Origin of the sequence: Halomicroarcula saliterrae (genome assembly GCF_031624395.1) — an archaeon.
Taxonomy (GTDB): Archaea; Halobacteriota; Halobacteria; order Halobacteriales; family Haloarculaceae; genus Haloarcula; species Haloarcula saliterrae.
Genome location: NZ_JAMQON010000001.1, coordinates 347,958 through 368,571, shown reverse-complemented (window position 1 = coordinate 368,571; position 20,614 = coordinate 347,958). Strand labels below are relative to the sequence as shown.

Genomic DNA, 20,614 nt, shown 5'->3' with positions numbered 1-20,614 from the left:
GGGCAGGTACCGCCTGCCAGTCGTGGTGGCGAAGCCACCGGATGTACCGCGCCCGGGTTCTCCGGTCTCTCATCGTCCCGATAGACGGGCCTCGGCCGGGGATTAAAGGCGCGCACCGGAACTACGACACTGCCGTACCTAAGCCTGACGTTCAGATAGCGTAGTCCGCTTCCCGAAGCTGGACGTATCGCCCGTCGCGGTAGCCGAACTTCCCGTACTTGTACTGGGTGACGAGCTGCAGGCCGTGGAACCCGCCCCTGAGCGCGGCGTCGGCCTTGATTCCGCGGGTGTCCATCAGGTCGTTCGCGGTGGTAAAGGCGCGGTCCCAGTCGCGTGGCCCCCAGTCGCGGACGAGGTCGGCGAAGGTGACGTTCCGGAGTATCTCGTCGCCGATGGCGGCCTGCCACTCGCTGTTGTAGCTCTCCAGGGACTCCTCGGCGGCCAGCCGGCCCGCTATCTTCCCGGTGCGGACCGCGACGTGGTCGCCGCCCTCGTGGAAGGCGGAAGTCGCGCCCATCGCGCCGCCGGTGACGGCGATGCCGGCGCCGGCCGGCGACTCGATGGGCCGCGTCGAGGAGATGGGGTACGTCTCGGTGCCCTTTGCTTTCCCACGGTTCTCGACGACCGGGAAGTCGTCGAGCTCGTAGCCGGGGAACTGCCGTTCGAGCAAGCGCTCGATGTACTGAGTCCCCCGCGGGATACCCTCGTCGTCGTCGCGCAGGAGCGCCCACTCGCTCCGCTCGAAGTCGTCGATGTCCAGTCCGATGGGCATCGTCAGCCCGATTCGGGCCACGTGGTCGTCGTTCGGGAAGATCCACGGGTAGGCGGTGTGACCGGGCATCATCCCCCACCAGAACTCGATGAACTCCGGGTCGAACAGTTCCTCGGGCATCCGGCGGTGTTCCTGGTAGGCGATGTGGTTGGCCTCGTTCGAGGGCATGATATCGCCCATCCGACGGTCCAGCAGGAACTGGTCCAGCGTCGGGCCGGTGACGGTCCGCTGTGGCCCGTCGGCCAGCACGACGTAGTCCGTCCGGATGTCCTCGCCGTCGGCGAGGTGGACGGTGTGGCGCGGAGAGGCGGTGAGCTCCGTCTCGACGCCGGTGACGTTGACCCCGACACGGTAGTCGGCGCCGGCGTCCTCGGCCCGCACGCGGAGCCAGTCGTCGAACTTCGCGCGGTGGAACGTGAAGCCGAAGCCGTCGTAGCTGGCGTCGATGCCGGTCTCGGTCAGCGCCAGCTCGCTGTCGGGACCGTAGAACTTCGCCCCCTCCAGCTCGCTGAGGACGATGTCCTCGGGAATCTCGTCGGGCTCGTACTCCATCAGGTCGAGCCAGTAGTCCAGTAACCCGGCAGCGTCGGTCGAATCCGGTCCGGGGCCATCGCGGTCGGCGCGGGGGACGCCCTTCTCCAGGACGACCGTTTCGGCGCCGCGGGCAGCGGCCGCCTCGGCGGCCGACGACCCCGCCGGACCGCCGCCGACGATGGCCACGTCTACGTCTTCCATACGCGCTACGGTGCCCCCCGGCGGCTAAAACCTATTGTCTCGGTCGCGTTACGGTGATTCCCGCAGCGGCCGGTCGGACAGGGGCCGCGACCGCTCTCCGCCGGGGCCGGCGGGAAGGGCTGTCTCGGCCTCACTGAGGGTCCGCTGGTGGCGGTCGATGGCGCGCCGGTAGCGGTCGTTCCCCGCGAAGACGCACCCGGCAGCGCTGGCCTGTACCACCTCGACGCGGCGGGCCAGCGCGAGGAGGCGACGCACTCGCGGCCGGCAGTCGGCGACGGCCCTGGCGCGGCGGAGCGCCAAGTGAGCAGCCTCGCGACGGACCGGCTTCCGCAGGTAGTCGTCGACGGACAGCACCGTTCCCACAGTCCCTGTCACACTACCACCCCCGGCCGTGATAACTATATACACCCGCGGCTGTTTTGACCGTTCGACACCGGTTACTCGACCGAGTTCGGCAGAACGCCGCGGGTCGAATCGGTGTTCGGGGCCGTCGTTCGCCACCGTTTTTGCGCCACCGAGCGACACCACAGCTATGCCCGACATCGTCGTTCGCCGCCACAGCGTCCACGGGATGCCCGTCGACCAGTACGCGTCGGCGCTGCGCGAGCGCCTCCCCGACAGCGAGGTCGCCGTCGCGCGGACACCGAACGCCGAGCGCGACCTCGTCGCCGACGCGACGGTCGTCACGGGGAGCGCCATCGACGAGGCGCTGCTGGACCGGGCCGACGCCCTCCGTCTGTTCGCCAGCACCTACGCCGGCTACGACCACCTGCCGCTCGATGCGCTCCGTGAGCGCGGCGTCGCGCTGACCACTGCCTCCGGCGTCCACGGCCCGAACGTCGCCGAGTACGTCCTCGGCGCGTGGCTCTCGCTGGCGCGGGGGTTTCTGCGGGCCCGTCGCCAGCAGCGCGAGCGGGTCTGGCAGGCGTTCCAGGCGACCGATTTCGCCGAGAGCCGGGTCTGTGTCGTCGGCCTGGGCGCCATCGGCGAGGCCATCGTCGCCCGGCTGGACGGCTTCGGCGTGGAGACCGTCGCGGTGCGTCACTCCCCGGAGAAGGGGGCGGCCGCCGACGAAGTGTACGGTTACGACGAGATACACGAGGCGATGGCCGACGCCCGCTACGTGGCGCTGGCCTGTCCCCTGACCGACGAGACGCGCGGGCTGGTCGACGAGTCCCTGCTCCGGACGATGCATCCAGAGACCGTCCTCGTCAACGTCGCCCGCGGCCCGGTCGTCGACACCGACGCGCTCGTCGATGCCCTCCGGCGCAACTACGTCGGCGGCGCCGTGCTGGACGTGACCGACCCCGAACCGCTCCCCGCGGACCACCCGCTGTGGGACTTCGAGAACGTTCTGCTCACGCCCCACAACGCCGGCCACACGCCCGAGTACTACGAGCGGCTCGCGGACATCGTCGCGGAGAACGTCCGGCGGGCCGAGGAGAACGGCGCGTGGGACGGCCTGCGGAACCAGGTTGACCTGTAGCTACGTCTCTCTGCTCGCCCGGTAGCCATCGCGGGCCTCGTAGACGACGTACGCGAGGAAGACGACGGTCACGAACGCCCAGACGGCCTTCGAGAGGGCCAAGCCATCCAGTTTGACGCCGCCGAAAGTGTTGCCCAGCAACAGGGCGACGACGGCGAAACTGACCAGCCCGACGAACCGCCAGCGAGCGGCGACCGGGACGTCCCCGCCGTCGCCGCGGGCGGCCAGATAGACGTGTGAGCCGGCAAAGAGGAGGACGTAACAGGCGACGACGAAGAGTCCCGACGTGACGGCACCCGGCGTCCCGAAGCGGACCCAGAGGGTCGCAAGCGCCATGGTGGCGACGACGACGGCGAGTTGGACTTTGCTGTCGCGGGAGACCATGGGACGGTCTTTTCCTGCCGACGAAAAGAGTCTACCGGCCTACAGGTAACCGCGTTTGTCCAGCAGTTCGCCGTTGAGGATGGAGGCCCCGGCGGCACCACGCATCGTGTTGTGGGCGAGGCAGTTGAACTGGACACCGTCGGTGGTCTCGCGGAACCCGCCGACGGCGACGCCCATGCCGCCCTCGGTGTTCCGGTCGAGCCGGGGCTGCGGGCGGTCGGGCTCTTCGAACACCGTGATGAGCTGTTCGGGCGAGGAGGGGAGGTCGATTCCGGAGACGGCTTCCATCGCCTCGGCCGCTTCCTCGGCGGTCACGTCGTCGGCCGTGTCGGCCCAGACGTTCTCCAGGTGGCCGTCGAGCGTCGGGATGCGGTTACACGAGGCCGCGACGTCCATGTCGTGCAGCCGGACCTCGGCGCCGTCGAAGCTCCCCAGGAGCTTGCGGGATTCGGTCTCCATCTTCTGCTCCTCGCCGCCGATGTGCGGGATGGCGTTGTCGATTATCTCCATCGAGGAGACGCCCGAGTAGCCGGCGCCCGACACCGCTTGCAGCGTCGAGACGCGCACGTCGGTCAGGTCGAAGGCGCGGTCGAGCGCTTCCAGCGCCGGCACCATCGTGATGGTCGAGCAGTTGGGGTTCTTCAGGAGGGCACCGTCCCAGCCGCGCTCGTCGCGCTGGACCTCGATGAGGTCGACGTGGTCGGCGTTGACCTCCGGAATCGTGAGGGGGACGTCCTCGTCCATCCGTCCGTTCGAGGAGTTCGAGGAGACGACGTAGCCCGCCTCGCAGAACTCCGGTTCGACCTGCTCGCCGACGCCCGAGGGGAGCGAGGAGAAGATGAGGTCGACGTCGTCGGGAACGGCCTCGGGGGCCGTCGCGCCGACTTCGATCTCGGCCACGTCGGTCGGGATGGGCGCGTCGACGCGCCACTTGGCGGCCTCCCGGTAGGTCTTGCCGGCGCTCGATTCGCTCGCGGTCAGTGCGGCGATCTCGAACTCCGGGTGCGGGTCGAGTAGCTGGATGAGTCGCTGTCCGACTGCCCCTGTGGCGCCGAGGACGCCTACGCGTACAGACATAGCTTGCCGTCTGATTCCGGTGTTCAAAACCGTTTGGGTATTGTCCCGCGTTGGCACACGGGTCAGTGTCGCGTCGCCGAGGATCAGTTCAGCACGTCGCCGGCCGCGTTGTTCGAATAGACGTTGTTGTACGCTTCCAGCGTCGCGTCGGCGTCGACGTCGACGGCGTACCCGGCGCTGTTGCGGACGGTGCTGTCACGCAAGAACAGTCGGGAGCCGTCGAGAACGACGATATTCGCCGGGCTGTTGGCTCGGGAGAACTGCTCGCTGCCGGCGTACTCGACGACGCAGTTCCGCAGCCGGTTCTCCGTCCGGTTCGACCCGCGGAACTGGATACCCCGCCAGTAGCCACGGGTCTTCTGTTCGCCGGTGAACGTGATGGGATTCGTCCGTTCGTCCGGGTCGATGCCGACCGCCGTTAGCCTCCCCGGCCCCTCGCGGTTCATCGAGAGCCAAGCGTTCTGGCCGAACTCGACGGTCGTCCCCGGCGCGACGGTGAGGTGGCCGTTGACCGTCACGCCCTGGCCCGCGAGGACGCGGTAGGGGACGTCGAGCGCGTTCCACGTGTGCTCGTCGCCGGGTTCGAGCTCCCCGCGGCGGACGGCGACCACGTCCTCGTCGTTGCCGACGTAGGTCCCCGAAGCGTGGAGGAAGCGCGCGCTCCGCCCGCCCGCGTAGGCCGCGCCCGCGGCGTTGCGGGTAATCGTGTTCCGGATGGAGCCGTCGGCCCGGGAGCTGTTGTCAATCTGGACCCCGTAGCCGTCACACTCCCGCACGGTCGAGTCGGCGATTCGGACCCGCGAGTCGTCGATGACGACGACGTTCGCCCTGACCTCCGCCCGGGAGAACCGCTCGCTGCCGGCGTACTCGACGACGCAGTGCTGGAGCCGGTTCTCGGTACGGTCTGACCCGCGGAACTGGATACCGCGCCAGTAGCCCCGCGTCTTCTGTTCGCCGGTGAACGTGATGGGGCGCGTCTGCTCGGTCTCCGGGTCGACGCCGACGGCGGTCAGCCGACCGGGGCCCTGTGGATCCATCGAGAGCCAGGCGTTCTGGCCGAACTCGACGGTGGCGCCCGGCGCGACGGTGAGGTGACCGTAGACGGTGACGCCCCGACCGGTACTGACGCGGTAGGGCACGTCGATGGCGTCCCACGTGGGTTCGTCGTCCCGGGCGATTTCGCCGCCTCGCAGGACGACCGCGTCGTCGTCGTTGCCGACGTAGCTGCTGGCCGCGGAGAAGCTGTCGGCCGTCTGGCCGTAAGCGTAGGCCGCCCCGTCCGCGTTAGCCGTCACGACGTTGTCGCCGAACTCGTCGACCCGGACGTCGCTGTCGAGGACGACGCCGTAGCCCGCCCCCTCCCGGATCGCGCTGTTCGTGACCGACACCCGTGCGCCCCGAGTGACGACGAGGTTCCCGGGCTGGTCGGCCCGCGAGAATTCGTCCCCGCCGCCGTACTCGACGACGCAGTAGGCCAGTTCGCTGGCGACGCGGTCGGCCTGGTCGAACTGGACGCCGCCCCAGTAGCCCCGCGTCTCCTGTTCGCCGGTGAAGACGATGGGGTCGCCACAGCTCCCGACCGCGGAGAGCGCGCTGTCCGCGTCGACGTGGAGGCTGGCGTTCTGTCCGAAGACGACGCGCGTCCCCGGTTCGACGGTGAGCGTCGCCCCGTTCTGTACGCGCACGGTCCGGCTGACGAGATACTCGTCGCAGTCGCCGCCCCAGACGGTGTCGTCCACGACGCCGGAGGTCACTTCGACCGGACTCGAACACGTCGAGTCGCTGGCCGGCCGCAGACACGGGTCGAGTCCCGCGGTGTCACCCGAGACCGCGCCGGCGTCGGGCGTGTTCCCGCCGGTCCCGTCCGCCGTCGCGGTCGACGGCGGCGTCCCGGGCGTGGGGTCAGATGTCGTTGTCGTCGAACAGCCGGCAAGTCCCGCGGAAAGCGCGCCGGAACCGAACATCGCGAGGTACCGACGCCGCGTCGAGACGCTCGCCCTGGTGTCGTCAGTCATGGCTACTCTACTCCCACTCTGCCACCATCTGATATAAATCAACCTACGCCGCAATCAACCGTCGAGCGGTGTTTCAGACCGTGAAAAGCGAATCGAGTGGTGACTGGCTGCGGTCGTTACACCGTCGCTTCGGTGTCCTCGAAGGCCCACTTGACGACGCGGGCCTCGACGACGTCACGCTCCTCGACGTACGGGTCGTCGCGGTTCGAGAGCACGCGCTCGACCTCCGCGCGCATCTCGGCTTCCAGCTCCGAGTGGTCGGGTTCCTCACGGATATCGTTGAGCAGGGCCTCGAAGTCCTCCCGCAGGTCGAAGGAGGCCCGGGCGACGTTACACCGCGAGAGGGGACTCATCCCCGTTTCGAGGACGAGGTCGCGGACCGTCTCCCAGTCCGATTCACAGAAGTAGATGGACACCTCGCCGACGATGTCCTGCCAGGCGATAGCCGCCGAGTGCTTCAACAGCGGGACCGCCCGCGGCGGCAGGTCGAGGCGGCTACTGATGTCGGGGTTGCCACACAGGCAACACGCCTTCTCCGTCTTCCCGGTGTACATGCGGGCGCCTAGCGACCGGACCCATATGGCTCTGTTCCCGGACTGAACGGTTCGTTCCGAGCGCCCCTGCCTTATTTGTACCCCGAGACTGTTGTATCTACGATGTTCGACAACGTGCTCGCGTCCGTTCGAATCGGTGCCGCAGAGGTCGATACATTGCTGGAGACGGACACTGTCCGACCCGGCGAGACGCTCCCGGTGCGGGTCGTCGTCGACGGCGGGAAAGTAGACCAGGACATCGAGGCCATCGAGCTCGAACTCGAGACCCGACGCGAACGGGACGAGGCGACCGACGAATACGACATCTCGACCCACCGCGTTACGGGCCCGTTCACCATCGAAGCGGGCGAGCGGGAGGTCTTCGAGTCGGAGATTCCCATCCACCACGAGACCCCCGTGACGACGCTCGACGCGAAGACGAACCGCGCGAAGGTGTGGATAGACACGGACTTGGAGATAGACCGGGCCATCGACGCCGACGACACGGACTACCTGCAGGTCGCGCCGACCGAGCCGATGGCGGCCATGCTGGAAGCGGTCGAGCGGGCCGGCCACCGGCTCTCGAAGGTCACCGTCGACACCGACACCATCGCCACCAAGGACGCACAGGCCCAGCTCCCGGTCGACCAAGAGATCGAGTTCAAACCGACCGGCAGCCGGTCGTACAGCGAGCTGGAGCTCCACTTCATCCCCCGCGAGGAGGTCACCCACGTCCTGCTCGAGTTCGACCACAGCATCGGCTCCGAGAATTTCGAGTCCATGCAGGTGTACCACGACGACTACTCCGTCGACGAGCTCCGCCGGGCGTTCGAGCGCTTCGCCTGACCGCGGCGGGACCGGCGGCGGACTCGGACTGACAAGGTTTTAATCGCCGGCACCGGGAGACGAGGTATGAACACGGCCGAGCGAGTCGACCTCGTGAGCAGACACACACAGGAGGTCGTCACGGACGAGGAACTCGAGGAACTGTTCGAGGCCGGCGACCCGACGGCGTACATCGGCTACGCGCCCACCGGCGAGATGCACATCGGCCACTTCACGACGATGCGCAAGCTCGCCGACTTCCTGCGGGCCGGCGTCGAGGTGACGGTGCTCATCGCCGACCTCCACGCCCACCTGGACGACAACAAGAGCCCCTTCGACCTGCTCGACGCCCGCTCGGCGTACTACGAGACGGCCATCGAAGGGATGATAGAAGCCGCGGGCGCCGACCCCGACGACGTCGAGTTCGTCCGGGGCACCGACTTCCAGCTCGACGAGGAGTACACGCTGGAGATGTACCGCATGGCCGCCGAGACGACCATCGCCCGCACGCAGCGGGCCGCAAGCGAGGTCGTCCGCGAGTCAGAGAGCCCGAACCTCGGCGGGCTCGTCTACCCGCTGATGCAGACGCTGGACGTGAAGGCGCTCGACGCCGACATCGCCTACGGCGGCGTCGACCAGCGTGGCATCTACATGCTCTCCCGCGAGATTCTGCCCGACCACGGCGGAGACGCGCCGGTCTGTGTGTTCGCGCCGCTGCTGTCGGGACTGTCGGGCGGGAAGATGAGCGCCTCCGACGCGGCCTCGAAGGTGAACCTCACCGACTCGCCCGAGGAGGTCGAGGAGAAGATCGGCCAGGCGTACTGTCCGGCCGGCGAGGTCGAGGACAACGGCGTTCTGGAATATCTGAACCACCTCGTCTTCCCGGTTCTGGCCGTCGACGACGAGCCCTTCGTCGTCGAGCGACCGGAGGAGTACGGCGGCGACCTGACCTACGAGAGCTACGACGAGGTCGAAGAGGACTTCGTCTCGGGCGAGCTCCACCCCGCTGACCTCAAACCCGGCGTCGCGGCGGCCATCTCCGAGGTCGTAGGCCCCGTGCGCGAGCGCTTGAACGACGAGCCCGAGCTGCTGGCCGAGGCCTACCCCGAAGCGTACGGCGACAGCTGAACCGCGCGCTGCCGTTCCGACAACCCGAAGTCAGGCGCCCCGCTGGTTGGGGTATGGGAACTCCGCTCGCGAGCCGCGAGGCACAGGCCGAAGAAGTCGTCAGTCGGCTCCACGAGGCGTATCCGGACTCGACCATCTCACTGAACTACGGGAGCCGCCTCGAACTCCTGATCGCCGTCGTCCTCTCCGCGCAGTGTACCGACGAGCGGGTCAACGAGGTCACCGCGGAGCTGTTCGAGAAATACGAGACGCCCGAGGACTACGCCGAAGCGAGCGAGGAGCAACTCGCCGAGGACATCTACGGCATCACCTTCCACAACAACAAGGGCGGCTACCTGAAAGGTATCGGCGAGCAACTTCTCGCGGAACACGACGGCGAGGTGCCCGACACCATGTCGGCGCTGACCGACCTGCCGGGCGTCGGGCGCAAGACCGCCAACGTCGTGCTCCAGCACGGTCACGACATCGTCGAGGGCATCGTCGTCGACACGCACGTCCAGCGCATCTCCCGCCGACTCGGCCTGACCGAGCAAGAGCGCCCCGAAGCCATCGAGGCGGACCTCCTCGATATCGTCCCCGAGAGCGAGTGGCAGCAGTTCACGCACCTGCTCATCGACCACGGGCGAGCCGTCTGTGGCGCGCGCTCGGCCGAGTGCGGGGAGTGCGTGCTGGCCGATATCTGTCCATCGGCGAAGGGCGACAGCGACATCGACCTCGCGTCGGGCGAGCCCTGGTAGCGACGGCTCCGTGGGAGCTACTCCTCGCGCATCCGGACCGTCAGCACGGGCTGGTCGGCCGTCCGGACGACTTTCTCGGTGACGCTCCCGAGCAGGTAGCGGTCCACGCCGGTTCGGCCGTGGGTCCCCATCACGATGAGGTCCGCGTCCTGTTCGTCCGCGTACTCGCGGATTCGCTTGTACGGGTCGCCGTTCAGCACGGCCGTCTCGACCGGGACGCCGGCGACGCTGTCGGCCACGTCCGCGACGACGCGGCGGCCGTGTTCGTGGACAGCCCCCGCCGATTCTGGGGGTTTGTTGGTCATCCCGGTCTTGCTGGCCGCCGCTCGTTCCCGCTCTAGCTCCTCGCCGCCGACCATCTCCGTGCGCTCGACGCCCTCGTGTTCCTTCTCGACCATGCCCGACGGGCCGAAGTCGTCTTTCGCGACGAACAGGACGTGCAGGGTCGCGTCGTAGGTTCTGGCGTGTTCGACGGCGTGGTCGAGCGCGGCGTCGGCTCCGTCGCTGCCGTCTGTCGGAAAGAGGATGGTCTGGTACATCTCAGCCCGAATGTACGCGCCGTGATAATATCAATGCACGCGACTGTTTGGGACGCCGGTCAGAGGACGTACCGGATGACAAAGCGGGCCGTCCCCACGACGTAGGCGAGCATCCAGAAGATGACGTAGCCGAAGACGCCGATTCGGAGCCGCGAGCGCCAGTGGGACATCCGGTCGCCGCCGATTTCGTCCATGAGGATGTCCTCGTCGTAGTCGTTGTAGAGGTCGTGGCGGCGTTTCGCCCGGAAGATACGGACGATTCCGGTCCCACCGAACAGCAAGAGGGCGTAGGCCTGCAGACCGAGATACGCGTGGACGGCCGAGAGCCCGCCCAGCTGGTTCGGTAGTCGCGGAACCATCCAGAGCAGCATCGGCACCGTCGTCAGCAACAGCCCCGTCGTGACGAACTTCAGGTGATGCACGAGCACGCCCCAGGTGACCGGCTCGGTCTCGATGATGTAGTAGGCACCGTAGAGAAAGCAGGGGAAACTGAGGCTCACCATCACGAACACGACAGCGGCGACCAGCGCGTCCGACACCATGGCCGGCGTTAGGACAGGACGCGCTAAAACGTGCCGGATGCGGGACGCTCGCTCCCACACAGAAACGCGTCGATACGCATCGACAGAGAATAGCCGACAACGTGCAGTTATCGCGCTCTTTCTGCTCGAATGTATCCTATTTACGCTGAAAAACCGTGCAGATATAGACTTATGAGCCATCATGCAGTACGTATGCCCAGACAATGATTGGATCGGCGAACCGTCGGGATGTCGGCAACGGTGGACTGAACCCACCGAACAACAGGAGCGAATACTACTACGGCGAACGTGCGACGTGTGAACTCTGTGAGGTCGAACAGCAGTGTTTCGACCGCTACGGACTTGTGGCCTGTCAGGCGTGTCAGGCCGAGTTCCTCCCCTCCGGCGGCGGCGTCCTCTACTTCGGGTAGTCCCACAGCGGTAGCAATCGTCACGCTAACGGGCACGCCCCACGTACGTCCGGTCAATGAGCGATTCCTCGGACGAGCAGGCGAGTGCGGGACAGCCAGCGGACAGTCCTGCGGACCCCGATGCCGAGGAGGTCGAGGCGCTCCGCAAGCAGGTCGAAGAGAAGTACGACTTCGACGACTTCGGCCCGGCGGACATGGCCGAGATGTCGGCCGAAGAGTGGGAGGTCGCCTTCGACGCGGACTCCTGGATCACCGGCGACGAACTGCTCGACCGGGTCGAGCGCGACCTCAGGAACCGGGTGGCCAGCCGGGACGTCTTCGCCCGCGTCGAGCGCAACCGGAACCCCCCGCGCGTGCTCGCCTACTCCGACGAGGGGTACGCCATCGTCTACCCCGACGGCAGCGTCGAGGGCGAGGGAACCGTCCTCCGGGACGTGAAGCCGACGGTCGCACTGGCCTCGATGGAGAGCTACGACGTTCCGGAGTCGGTGCCCGAGAACCCGCTGCCCGAACCCGACGCGGTTCCCGAGGGCGGCGGCGAGCTCGGCAACCGGATGCTCCAGGTCATCGCCGGCGTGCAACTGCTGGCCGGGCTGGTGATGCTCGCCGGGGCGGTGCTCGCCATCGTCGGCGTCCTCGGCGGCCCCGGGACGAACATCGAGTTCATGGTCGTCGGCGGATTCGCCTTCATCGGCGTCGCGCTGGTGCTGTTTTTCACAGTGGCGAACGCGAGACTCTCCGATAAGTTCCGTGCCGAGGAGTACCGCGACCGACTGCGAGCCATCGGGCTCGAAGACGGCGAGCGCCCGGAGTTCGTCCCCGAGCTCACGGCCGAGGACGACCGGGAGACTAACGGGAGCGAGGAAGCCGACGAAGTCGGTGCGTAACGGTTCCTGCGGGTGGTATCCGGTGGGTTTATACAAACACAGTCCTGAAATCGGGACGAACATGAACAGGCGGGAATTCGTCCGGACTGCCGGGGGCGCCACGGCCGGCGCGGCCGCACTCGGTGCCGCCGGCCCGGCCGCTGCCCAGGAAGAGGGCACGAGCTCTGGCGGCGGTGGCGGCGGCGACGGCAGCACAGCCCCGGATTACGGCGGCTACCTCGACAACGTCGGGAACTTCGGTGGCCCGGCCAGTACCGTGGACGCGACGGGTCAGGACACGGTGACAGTCGAAGTCGGTGTACAGGCCAACGGCGGCCCCTACGGCTTCGGGCCGCCCGCCGTCCACGTCGACAACGGCGCGACGGTAGAGTTCGAGTGGACCGGGGACGGGAGCCACAACGTCGTCTCGGACGGCGAGGGGCCGCTCGACTCGGGAAGCACGGTCTCGGGCGCCGGCGTCAACTACGAGTACACGTTCGAGGAAGACGGCATCTTCAACTACCTCTGTGTGCCCCACGAGGCAAACGGGATGCTCGGGGCCATCGTCGTCGGCGAGGAGTACCCCACACAGACCGTGGGAACCGGCCCCGTCGAGGTCGACCCCCACTACGCCGGGGTCCCAATCCAGCCCCACTACGTCGGGTTCGGGGCCGGCCTCGCGGTGATCATCCCGCTGCTTTTCACCTTCTTCCAGCTGAAGTACGGTGAATCGCCCCACACGAGCGGAGGGAACAGCTGATGGCGTCGGAAGGCTCCACCTACGGCGATATCCACCGCTACGAGCCGCCGCGCGAGAGCACGGCCGCGGCGGTCGGCATCGTCCTGCTGACCGTCATTCAGGTCGGGCTCGTCGGCCTCTTTACCTACGGGATGCTCGCCGGCTGGGCGTCCGGTATCGGCACGACGCTTACTGTGAGTCTCATCGAGGCCAACATGTTCCTCGGTGGGGTGCTGACGGCCATCTTCATCGACCTCGCGTTCATCATGCTGCTGTACCGCAAGGAGTTCCTCCCCGACGTGATGATCGTCAAGAAGCGCCGCCGCAAGTGGGAGGACCTCTACATCCGACAGGACGACGTCGACGGCACCAAGATGGCCGACGGTGGCCAGTTCACCGAGACTGTCAAACGCGCGATCTACCCCTACTACAAGAAGTAATATGCCACTAGACGAAGACAAGTATCCGGCCGAGACGGGCCGACGACGATTCGTATCAGGTGTCGTAGGTAGCGCTGCGCTCTCTACTATCGGTGTCGGCGGTGCCGCCGCGGCCGACACGCTCACCGACGCGGCCGGCGAAGGTGGCGGGACGACCACGTTCGTCGCCGTCGAGAACACCGACGGTCCCGCGCCGCGCGGGATGCCTATCATCCCAATCGAGATCAACAACGGCGAGATATCCGGTATCTGGCCGGAGTACGACGAGGACGCCGGCGTCGCCATCGCCAGCGACTTCGGCGGGAGCGGTATCGACTACTCCTCGGCGTGGTTCCAGTACTGCGGCATCCAGAGTTCCGCCGGTATCTACCCGCAGGCCGACGCGGACAACCTCTTCCTCAACAGCCCGGGGTCGTTCGACTGGCAGGGCGACATCGAACAGGGCACGCCGCTGACCGTCGACATGTTCGACGACTACGAGTCGTGGGGCAACGGCATCGGTACGGCGGGGCTCGGCAAGCCCGCCAGCGCGACCTGGCGTACGACCGACGACGGCGGCGTCCCCGTCCAGATTATCCGGTCGACCCGGGTCGAGGAGATGGCCAACGGGAACACGGACCTCCCGAGCAGCGTCCAGAGCTTCATCTCGGAGGCGACCGACCAGGGCTTCATCGCCTGGCTCAACAAGTGTACGCACTTCTGCTGTGTCCCCGGCTTCAAGACGCAGGAGGGGAGCGCGAACTTCGGTGGCGCGAACGCCATCTACTGCCAGTGTCACCAGTCGGTGTACGACCCGTTCAGTCCCGTCCAGAAACAGTTCGTGGCGCTGCCGCGCCCGCCACAGACAGATGAATAACTAACCATGAGCCTAGAACGCAAAGACGACCACGACCACAAAGGGTGGATGAAATCGCGCGAGCTGTCGCCGCTCGAAACCATCTACCTCACGACACTCATCTGGCTCGACAAGCGCCTGCGCGTCGTTGACTATCTGGAGATCCTCGAGGACCTCTACTACAAGGTCAACATGCAGATGCCAAAGAGCCACACCGAACAGTACAACCTCGACAACAAGTTCTGGTACTGGTATCCGCTGTACGCGCTGGGGTCGTTCTCGACCATCGCATACATCGTCGCCGCCATCTCGGGCGCCCTGCTGGGGTTCTACTACGCCCCGGCAGCGGCGGCCGCCGACGGCTCGCCGACCGTGGCGTACGACTCCGTGTTGCTCATCATGGGCCAGCTGAACCTGGGCTATTTCCTCCGGTCGGTCCACCGCTGGGCCGCCCAGATTATGGTGGCCGCCGTGTTCCTCCACATGCTCCGTGTCTACTTCACGGGCGCGTACAAGGAACCCCGCGAGCTCAACTGGCTCATCGGCATCATCCTCATCTCGCTGACGCTGGTCTTCGGTTACACGGGCTACCTGCTCCCGTGGAGCCAGCTGTCCTACTGGGCGGGCCAGATCGGCGTCGAGATGTCCCTCTCGATACCGCTTATCGGCGAGTGGGTCGCACAGCTGATGTTCGGCGGGTTCACCCTGTCACAGGCCACGTTGCAACGGATGTACATCCTGCACGTGTTCTTCCTGCCGTTCATCACGACCGCCGTCATCGCCCTCCACATCGGTATCGTCTGGATGCAGGGCATCGCGGAACCACACTAAACCCATGAGCGACAACGACTCAGACAACGACGACGTTCGCACGGACGGCTCGGGCTCGGGTATCGTCGCCCCCGACGACGAGACCCCCTCGTGGTCCGAGCGCAAGCAGCGCACGCAGGGGCTCTCGCGGCTCACCTACGAGTACTTCGAGCGGGGCCGCCGCGAGGACCAGGACCTGCGCCAGCAGTCGGACTACGTCGAGCGCGACGTGCTCGCGTTCCCGGCCTGGCCCCACGAGATGATGCGGAACCTCGCCCTGACGAGCTTCTTCGTCGGGATGATTCTGTTCGTGGCGGCGGCGCTCCCACCGGAGATGCCAAACGCCGCGAACTCGGGAGTCACGCCCGCTATCATCCTGCCCGACTGGTATCTCTACTGGTCGTTCGGCCTGCTGAAACTCGGTCCGCTGAACCCCGACCTGGCCATTCTGGGCGGGGCGAAGATCATGGCTGACCGGACCTACGGCGTGTTGGCGAACGTCGTGGTCGTCGGCTTCGTCGCCATCGTCCCCTTCCTGAACAAGGGGTCGGCGCGACGACCCGTCGAGCAGCCGTTCTGGGCCGCCGTCGGCATGTCGGGCGTCATCTTCAGCCTGACCATCGCCGCGCTCTCCATCAAGAACCTCATCCCGATGGACTCGAACCTCCTGTTCGACCTGACGTTCCTGGTGCCCATCGTCAGCGCGACGATCACCTACGCGGTGCTGAAGACGATGCGTGAAGGCTACATGTTCACGCTGAACCGGCGCTACTACCGGCTGCGACCGCCGAAGTAATCGCGACGGTTTCCTCTGTTTTTGTATCTCGCTGTGATACTCGAGTTGCTACCGTTTACAGCCAGAACGCCCCGCTAACAGTGGTATCCAACACCGTTGCTAACAGCCGGAAAGCCCCGGCTGGCTTCGGGAAGGTGGACGACGCAAGCACTGGACTGAGCCTAGCGAAGGAAGCGCGCAGCGAGGCCCCCGACCGAAGCCAGCCGCCCCTTTCAGTCCCACCCAGCGCTGTTTGACCAGCCGGCTACGGGTGGACTTTCCGGCTGTCCGAGAGAGTCCAAACGGAACTCGCAACAGTTGTTGTAGCTAGCCCATCTCGCCGCAGTGAAGTAGCTGCCCGCCATAGCGACGCCAATGAGCGAGGACGACCCCGGTGCCGACGACCCGCCCCAGATAACCAGTGACGGCGAGGGCAAACAGCGGGAGGTCGTCGTCCCGCTTCGCGTCTACAAGACCGTCACGGTGTTCTCGACGCTGTTCGCGATATTCAGCGTCGTCGGCGGGTTCATCCTCGTCGACGTCGCGACCGACCGGGCGTCGGCTCCGGCCTCGGAGATCGACGTGCCGGTGGCCATCCTCGGCCTCGGCCTCATCCTCGCGGGCACTGTCGTCTACGCGTTCTCGACGCGCTTTCGCACCGAGGAGATGGGAAAGTCTAAAGACGACGCTGACGAACCTTCGGGTAATGGCTGACGAGTTCATCAAGGGCTTTGGCGCGCTCATGGTCGGCGGGCTGGGCTGGATGACCATCGCGGGCTGGTACCGGACGCCGAGTTTCGAGGGGGCACAGCTCATCGGGGAAGTCACCGTCGAGGAGCCGACGGTGTTCGACACCGCGGCGCTACTGCTGATGGACGCGTTCTTCTGGTTCGCCATCTTCGGCGCGCTGACGTTCTGGGTCGCGATTCCGCTGTTCTCGGAACTGCGCGCGTATCTCGACGAGCGGTCGGCCTGAGGCTGTTTCTGGCGGCGTTCTCACGCCCGACGCAGTGACAACTGTCCGGTTCGGCCGAGGAGAACGGACCGCGGGACAGACGGGCGGCGGAGATATCGTCACTGTCCGTCGAGGAGTAGCGCCACGAGAAGGTACAGTAGCGACCGGAACCGTCGTCAGATGACCGCGGACCAGGGTTCCTTGATGATCCAGAACAGCGCCTGGTAGCTGGCGTACATGAAGACGAGCGCGACCGCCACCAGCGCGCCCTTCGGGCGTTCGAGCGGGATGTCACGGCGCGCTTCGACCTTGCGGGACTCGAACTCGAAGAAGTCGGTGATGACCGCGCCGAGGACGAGCACCGACATCACGGTCCCGCCGTGTGCGGCGATGGTCATGTAGAGAAACGAGGTGATGACCAGCAGGAAGTTGGTCGCTGTGTGTGCCGGATGGCGGGTGATGGCCTCAGCACCGCCCTCCTCGTACTGGGACTCGTGTCGTCGGTGGGCCAGCAGGCGCGTTCCGAAGTTGGCGAGCACGAACACGAACAGCACGTACTCGATGACGAGCGCGCCACCGGGTGCCTCGCTCCCGAGGATAGTGTCCAGCGGCCCAAAGAGGATGACGTCTGGCTGCATGCCTGATTCTCTGTACGACGGCCATTAGTGTCTTTCCAATTTCTGCGGGTCACTGGAACCGCGAGAGGCTCTCGGGGACGACGGCCAGCCGTACCGTCCCCGTCCGCTGGACCGTCACGGAGTCGTGGCAGGCCACCGTCCCGGCCGCCTCGCCGTCGACGTACAGCGTGACAGTCGCCTCGTCGCGCTCGACGGACACCGAGAGCCCGTCGAGCGAGACCACCCAGTGGTCCGGATTCGTCTGGAACGGCGCGATCGGGGCGATGACGCCCACCGACCCCGACGGCGCGAGTACGGGGCCGCCGATGCGACGCGCGTAGCCCGGCGAGCCGGCCGCCGTCGCCAGGGTCACGCCGTCGGCGCGGAACTGGCCCACGACGTCGGTCGCCGTCTCGACGGCGTACTCGGAGATACGGGCGGCCTCCGCCGTGACCGCCGTCACGTCGTACATCGCCGTGCCGACGGCCGACCCGGCGGTGGCGATATCGAAGAGCGGGTGGGCTTCGACGCGGGCGTCGGCGAGCCCGGCCACCGCGGCCGGGGCCGACTCGCGAGCCACGGAGCGGACGCCCCGTCCGGCCGCGACCGGGACCACCAGCGGGTCACCGTCGGCGACCGCGACGGCCCGCACGGCCGTCTCCCCGACGGCGACGACCCGCTCGGTCTGTGGAACGCTGTCGACAGTCCCCGCGACCACTGAGGCCCCCGCCTCGCGGAGCCGGTCGCCCACTGCCGGGTCGCCGACCACGCCCACGGCGCTGTCACTCATTGACAGCGACTCCCCGCCGGTCGGAGAAAAAGTTGCCGCACTCGCGCTGGCAGACGCTGTCGAGATGACCACACGGTGAACGTCGGCGACTAGCGCTGCAGCCGTCGTTTGGCGTACGTCGCGAGCAGGGAGAGGTCCGAAAAGTGCGTCAGCTCCAGTATCGCGCGGCGGTCGCCGCGGTTTATCTGTTCGAGCGTGTCACTGTCAGTCCGGCGGAGGTCGGTCATGAGCTCGTCGTAGCGCTCGTTGGGCGCAAGATAGAGGAGTTCGGTCATCATCAGCCGAGCGCTGTGTTTCGGGGCCACGTCGCGGTGCCAGAGCGTGTCGTACACCGACAGCGTTTCGGCGTCGGTCTGGGGCTCGTCGGGGGTCAGCGCCGCGTCGACGGTGGCGGCGGCGGCGCGGGCCGACTTCATCCCCTTGTGGATTCCCTCTCCCCAGAGCGGGTCGATAGTGGGGACGGTGTCGCCGATGGCCATGAAGCGGTCCGTGCTCATCGACTTGGGCGGCTGTATGTGGGCCGAGCCGCGATGGGCCTGGGTCCCCTCGATTTTCTCGGCGTCGGCAAAGCGGGGGTCGGAGTCGAGCCAGTACTGCAGGTAGTCGTCGATTCCCATCCCGTCTTTGGCGTATCTGTGGTGGGAGCCGTTCTGGATGTAACACAGCCCGACTTTGGCGGTGTCGCCGCCGGTGTGGAAGATCCACGAGTAGCCACCGGGAGCGAGGTCGTGGTCCAGCCGAAGCATCATCCCGTCGCGCAGGTCGGCGTAGTCGTCGTGGTTCACGACCACGTTCTCGAACTCGTACTCGATGCCGATGGCCTGGTGTTCGCGCTCTAAGTTGCAGACGTCGAGTTTCTTCGCCAGCGGTGCCGCGGGGCCGGTGGCGTCGATGACGATGTCGGCGTACACTTCCTCGTCGCCGTCGTACCGGACGCCGACGATTTCGCCGTCCTCCATGATTGGCGCCGAAACCCGGGCGTCGAACCGGTAGGTCGCGCCTTTCTCGCGGCTGTCCTCGACGAGGAAGCGCTTGAAGTCGGCGAACTCCAGGACGGCACCGGTCTGGGTTCGGGTGTAGTGGTCGTTCGGTGATTCCAGCACCACCTTGTCGGTGTACTGCATCACGACCTCGTCCGGGATGGCGAAGGCCGTCATCGCCGACGGGAACGTGCCGGCGGTCGATTTGTTGCTCTGACGCGGGAACTCGTCTTCGGGCTCGGTTTCGAGGACCAGCACGTCGTAGTTCCGCTCGGCCAGGTCGCGGGCGCACTGGCCGCCGGCGGGACCAGCCCCTGCTATCACCACGTCAAAGCGGTCGCGCATAGTCGGTAGGTACGCCGTCTGGCTAATCAGTCTTGCTTTATTGGCTCCCGGGTCCGTCTCTCGAAAGGGTAAAGAAGCCACCAGTCACAGCAGTGTCCATACCGAGAGACGACAGATGGTCCTCAAATCAAGCGCGGCCGCGCTCGCCGACAGTCGCCGGCTACCGACAGCGGTCCGGTCGGTGCTTGGCTACTACGCCGACACGGGCGTGTTCGACTACGGCAGCCTCTCGCTGAAATCTGAGATCGACGACCGGACGGAGCGGATGCTCGACGACGTGTACGACCGCATCGAGACCGCGCTGGCCGAGGAGTTCGGTCGCCCCGTCACCTTCGACTACGACACCAAGCTCATCCTGCCCGCGCAGCTGACGCTGGGGTACGTCTACCGGGCGGCCCGGCAGGACGCCGACGGGGACCCCGTCGCCGACGACATCGCCACGGGCGTCCCGCCAGTCGAGGGGGCAGCGCTCGACGGCGAGTCCCCGACGCTCACCCCGCGCGAGCGGGTCGTCCGGGCCGAGCAGATGACCCGCCTCTCCATCGAGGCCCTGGTCGACGGCGACATGCGCGACGCCATCAACGACGCCGAGTTCGAGGACTTCGAGGTGGACTTCGAGGCGGGCGAGGGCGACCGCCGCCGCGTCGCCGAGACGGCACAGGCTACCCTGCAGTCACATCTCGACAGCCTGCTCGACGGCCTTCCCGACGCCGTAGGCGAGTCCTACCAGTGGGCGGTCGACTACAGCGAGGCCCACCAGGACCGGGACGACTACTTCCGCGAGCTGATGGACGATGCTGAGGCCGGCGACGGCGAGGCCCTCGATGCCATCCGCGAGGAGTACAAGTTCGCGGACTACGAGGAGCCGCCGGCCACGCTGTCGGCCGCCGAGCAGGCGCTCCCTTACAGCAAGACCCAGTACGCCCGCGTGGGCGTCATCTACGACGGCATGCTGGACCTCTACCGACTCGCCGGCCTGGAGATAGACGACGACTTTGCGAAGGCCATCGTGCTGGCCATCATCGGCGCGCAGGTGTGGTTAGACGACATCGACGACTACGCGGACGACCGCGCCGAGGGCCAGTTGACGCCCGTCACGGCCGAGTACCTGCTGGCGCCGGACGACCGGGCCGCCTACAACCACGTCGTCGACATCACCGAGCAGTATCTCGACCTGGCCAAGGAGTACGCCACGGCCGCCGACTCGCCGCTGACCGGTGTCGCCGTCGAGTACATCTACCGCTCGGGGAAGCCCGAGGTCCTGCCCGGCCATCACTGA

Annotated in this window: 25 protein-coding genes; 14 read left to right on the top strand and 11 right to left on the bottom strand. The window is 66.8% G+C overall.

Annotated features, from left to right (window positions below):
• Positions 1 to 151: 151 nt before the first annotated feature.
• Together NDI56_RS01945 and NDI56_RS01940 are read right to left on the bottom strand one after the other, a co-directional pair.
• Positions 152 to 1,507, bottom strand: a complete 1,356-nt coding sequence (locus NDI56_RS01945; protein WP_310917726.1) for an NAD(P)/FAD-dependent oxidoreductase — start codon at positions 1,505 to 1,507, stop codon at positions 152 to 154.
• Between the two features lie 48 nt (positions 1,508 to 1,555).
• On the bottom strand, positions 1,556 to 1,882 hold the full coding sequence (locus NDI56_RS01940) for a hypothetical protein (RefSeq protein WP_310917725.1): 327 nt from the start codon (positions 1,880 to 1,882) through the stop codon (positions 1,556 to 1,558).
• 157 nt (positions 1,883 to 2,039) lie between these two features.
• Here NDI56_RS01940 and NDI56_RS01935 point away from each other — a divergent pair, with 157 nt between their 5' ends.
• Positions 2,040 to 2,993: a D-2-hydroxyacid dehydrogenase gene (locus NDI56_RS01935; RefSeq protein ID WP_310917724.1), complete on the top strand. Its 954-nt coding sequence runs from the start codon at positions 2,040 to 2,042 to the stop codon at positions 2,991 to 2,993.
• Here NDI56_RS01935 and NDI56_RS01930 read toward each other — a convergent pair whose 3' ends face one another.
• From NDI56_RS01930 to NDI56_RS01915, 4 genes are all read right to left on the bottom strand, one after another.
• Complete coding sequence (locus tag NDI56_RS01930) at positions 2,994 to 3,377, bottom strand: hypothetical protein (RefSeq protein ID WP_310917723.1); 384 nt, start codon at positions 3,375 to 3,377, stop codon at positions 2,994 to 2,996.
• Positions 3,378 to 3,416: 39 nt separating this feature from the next.
• The gene (asd, locus tag NDI56_RS01925; protein WP_310917722.1) at positions 3,417 to 4,454 is read right to left on the bottom strand and encodes an aspartate-semialdehyde dehydrogenase; all 1,038 of its coding nucleotides are present in this window, start codon (positions 4,452 to 4,454) and stop codon (positions 3,417 to 3,419) included.
• An 83-nt stretch (positions 4,455 to 4,537) separates the two neighbouring features.
• On the bottom strand, positions 4,538 to 6,469 hold the full coding sequence (locus NDI56_RS01920; protein ID WP_310917721.1) for a hypothetical protein: 1,932 nt from the start codon (positions 6,467 to 6,469) through the stop codon (positions 4,538 to 4,540).
• Between the two features lie 116 nt (positions 6,470 to 6,585).
• Positions 6,586 to 7,023, bottom strand: a complete 438-nt coding sequence (locus tag NDI56_RS01915) for a DUF7960 family protein (RefSeq protein ID WP_310917720.1) — start codon at positions 7,021 to 7,023, stop codon at positions 6,586 to 6,588.
• Between the two features lie 102 nt (positions 7,024 to 7,125).
• On the opposite strand from NDI56_RS01915, the gene NDI56_RS01910 reads away from it, so the two are divergent.
• The 3 genes from NDI56_RS01910 (at position 7,126) to nth (ending at position 9,692) form a co-directional block, all read left to right on the top strand.
• Positions 7,126 to 7,848, top strand: a complete 723-nt coding sequence (locus tag NDI56_RS01910; RefSeq protein WP_310917719.1) for a sporulation protein — start codon at positions 7,126 to 7,128, stop codon at positions 7,846 to 7,848.
• Positions 7,849 to 7,914: 66 nt separating this feature from the next.
• Positions 7,915 to 8,955, top strand: coding sequence for a tyrosine--tRNA ligase (locus NDI56_RS01905; protein WP_310917718.1), 1,041 nt, complete (start codon positions 7,915 to 7,917; stop codon positions 8,953 to 8,955).
• Positions 8,956 to 9,008: 53 nt separating this feature from the next.
• A complete protein-coding gene (gene nth / locus NDI56_RS01900) occupies positions 9,009 to 9,692 on the top strand; it encodes an endonuclease III (RefSeq protein ID WP_310917717.1) in 684 nt (227 codons plus the stop codon).
• Between the two features lie 17 nt (positions 9,693 to 9,709).
• On the opposite strand, the gene NDI56_RS01895 is transcribed toward nth, so the two are convergent.
• The gene (locus NDI56_RS01895) at positions 9,710 to 10,231 is read right to left on the bottom strand and encodes a universal stress protein (RefSeq protein ID WP_310917716.1); all 522 of its coding nucleotides are present in this window, start codon (positions 10,229 to 10,231) and stop codon (positions 9,710 to 9,712) included.
• A 59-nt stretch (positions 10,232 to 10,290) separates the two neighbouring features.
• Entirely contained in the window at positions 10,291 to 10,773 is a 483-nt protein-coding gene (locus NDI56_RS01890; protein ID WP_310917715.1) for a DUF7321 family protein, read from the bottom strand.
• A 203-nt stretch (positions 10,774 to 10,976) separates the two neighbouring features.
• Here NDI56_RS01890 and NDI56_RS01885 point away from each other — a divergent pair, with 203 nt between their 5' ends.
• The 9 genes from NDI56_RS01885 (at position 10,977) to NDI56_RS01845 (ending at position 16,624) form a co-directional block, all read left to right on the top strand.
• Positions 10,977 to 11,183, top strand: a complete 207-nt coding sequence (locus NDI56_RS01885) for a hypothetical protein (protein WP_310917714.1) — start codon at positions 10,977 to 10,979, stop codon at positions 11,181 to 11,183.
• A gap of 56 nt (positions 11,184 to 11,239) precedes the next feature.
• On the top strand, positions 11,240 to 12,070 hold the full coding sequence (locus tag NDI56_RS01880) for a DUF7319 domain-containing protein (RefSeq protein ID WP_310917713.1): 831 nt from the start codon (positions 11,240 to 11,242) through the stop codon (positions 12,068 to 12,070).
• A gap of 61 nt (positions 12,071 to 12,131) precedes the next feature.
• Entirely contained in the window at positions 12,132 to 12,809 is a 678-nt protein-coding gene (locus NDI56_RS01875; protein ID WP_310917712.1) for a halocyanin domain-containing protein, read from the top strand.
• Complete coding sequence (locus NDI56_RS01870) at positions 12,809 to 13,228, top strand: DUF7318 family protein (RefSeq protein ID WP_310917711.1); 420 nt, start codon at positions 12,809 to 12,811, stop codon at positions 13,226 to 13,228. Before NDI56_RS01875 ends, NDI56_RS01870 begins: the two co-directional genes overlap by 1 nt.
• Position 13,229: 1 nt before the next feature.
• On the top strand, positions 13,230 to 14,084 hold the full coding sequence (locus NDI56_RS01865) for a Rieske (2Fe-2S) protein (RefSeq protein ID WP_310917710.1): 855 nt from the start codon (positions 13,230 to 13,232) through the stop codon (positions 14,082 to 14,084).
• Between the two features lie 6 nt (positions 14,085 to 14,090).
• Positions 14,091 to 14,894 carry a cytochrome b gene (locus NDI56_RS01860; protein ID WP_220586888.1) on the top strand — a complete coding sequence of 268 codons (804 nt, stop codon included), beginning with the start codon at positions 14,091 to 14,093 and terminating at the stop codon, positions 14,892 to 14,894.
• Between the two features lie 4 nt (positions 14,895 to 14,898).
• Complete coding sequence (locus NDI56_RS01855) at positions 14,899 to 15,669, top strand: cytochrome b family protein (protein WP_310917709.1); 771 nt, start codon at positions 14,899 to 14,901, stop codon at positions 15,667 to 15,669.
• A gap of 354 nt (positions 15,670 to 16,023) precedes the next feature.
• Positions 16,024 to 16,362, top strand: coding sequence for a DUF7315 family membrane protein (locus NDI56_RS01850; RefSeq protein WP_310917708.1), 339 nt, complete (start codon positions 16,024 to 16,026; stop codon positions 16,360 to 16,362).
• The gene (locus NDI56_RS01845) at positions 16,355 to 16,624 is read left to right on the top strand and encodes a DUF7314 family protein (RefSeq protein WP_310917707.1); all 270 of its coding nucleotides are present in this window, start codon (positions 16,355 to 16,357) and stop codon (positions 16,622 to 16,624) included. Before NDI56_RS01850 ends, NDI56_RS01845 begins: the two co-directional genes overlap by 8 nt.
• 155 nt (positions 16,625 to 16,779) lie before the next feature.
• Here the strand turns inward: NDI56_RS01845 and NDI56_RS01840 are convergent, their stop codons facing one another.
• The 3 genes from NDI56_RS01840 to NDI56_RS01830 form a co-directional block, all read right to left on the bottom strand.
• The gene (locus tag NDI56_RS01840) at positions 16,780 to 17,241 is read right to left on the bottom strand and encodes a DUF7313 family protein (RefSeq protein WP_310917706.1); all 462 of its coding nucleotides are present in this window, start codon (positions 17,239 to 17,241) and stop codon (positions 16,780 to 16,782) included.
• 49 nt (positions 17,242 to 17,290) lie between these two features.
• Entirely contained in the window at positions 17,291 to 18,010 is a 720-nt protein-coding gene (locus NDI56_RS01835; RefSeq protein ID WP_310917705.1) for a diacylglycerol kinase catalytic domain-containing protein, read from the bottom strand.
• Between the two features lie 89 nt (positions 18,011 to 18,099).
• The gene (locus NDI56_RS01830; RefSeq protein ID WP_310917704.1) at positions 18,100 to 19,335 is read right to left on the bottom strand and encodes a digeranylgeranylglycerophospholipid reductase; all 1,236 of its coding nucleotides are present in this window, start codon (positions 19,333 to 19,335) and stop codon (positions 18,100 to 18,102) included.
• A gap of 115 nt (positions 19,336 to 19,450) precedes the next feature.
• Here NDI56_RS01830 and NDI56_RS01825 point away from each other — a divergent pair, with 115 nt between their 5' ends.
• Positions 19,451 to 20,614, top strand: a complete 1,164-nt coding sequence (locus tag NDI56_RS01825) for a hypothetical protein (RefSeq protein WP_310917703.1) — start codon at positions 19,451 to 19,453, stop codon at positions 20,612 to 20,614.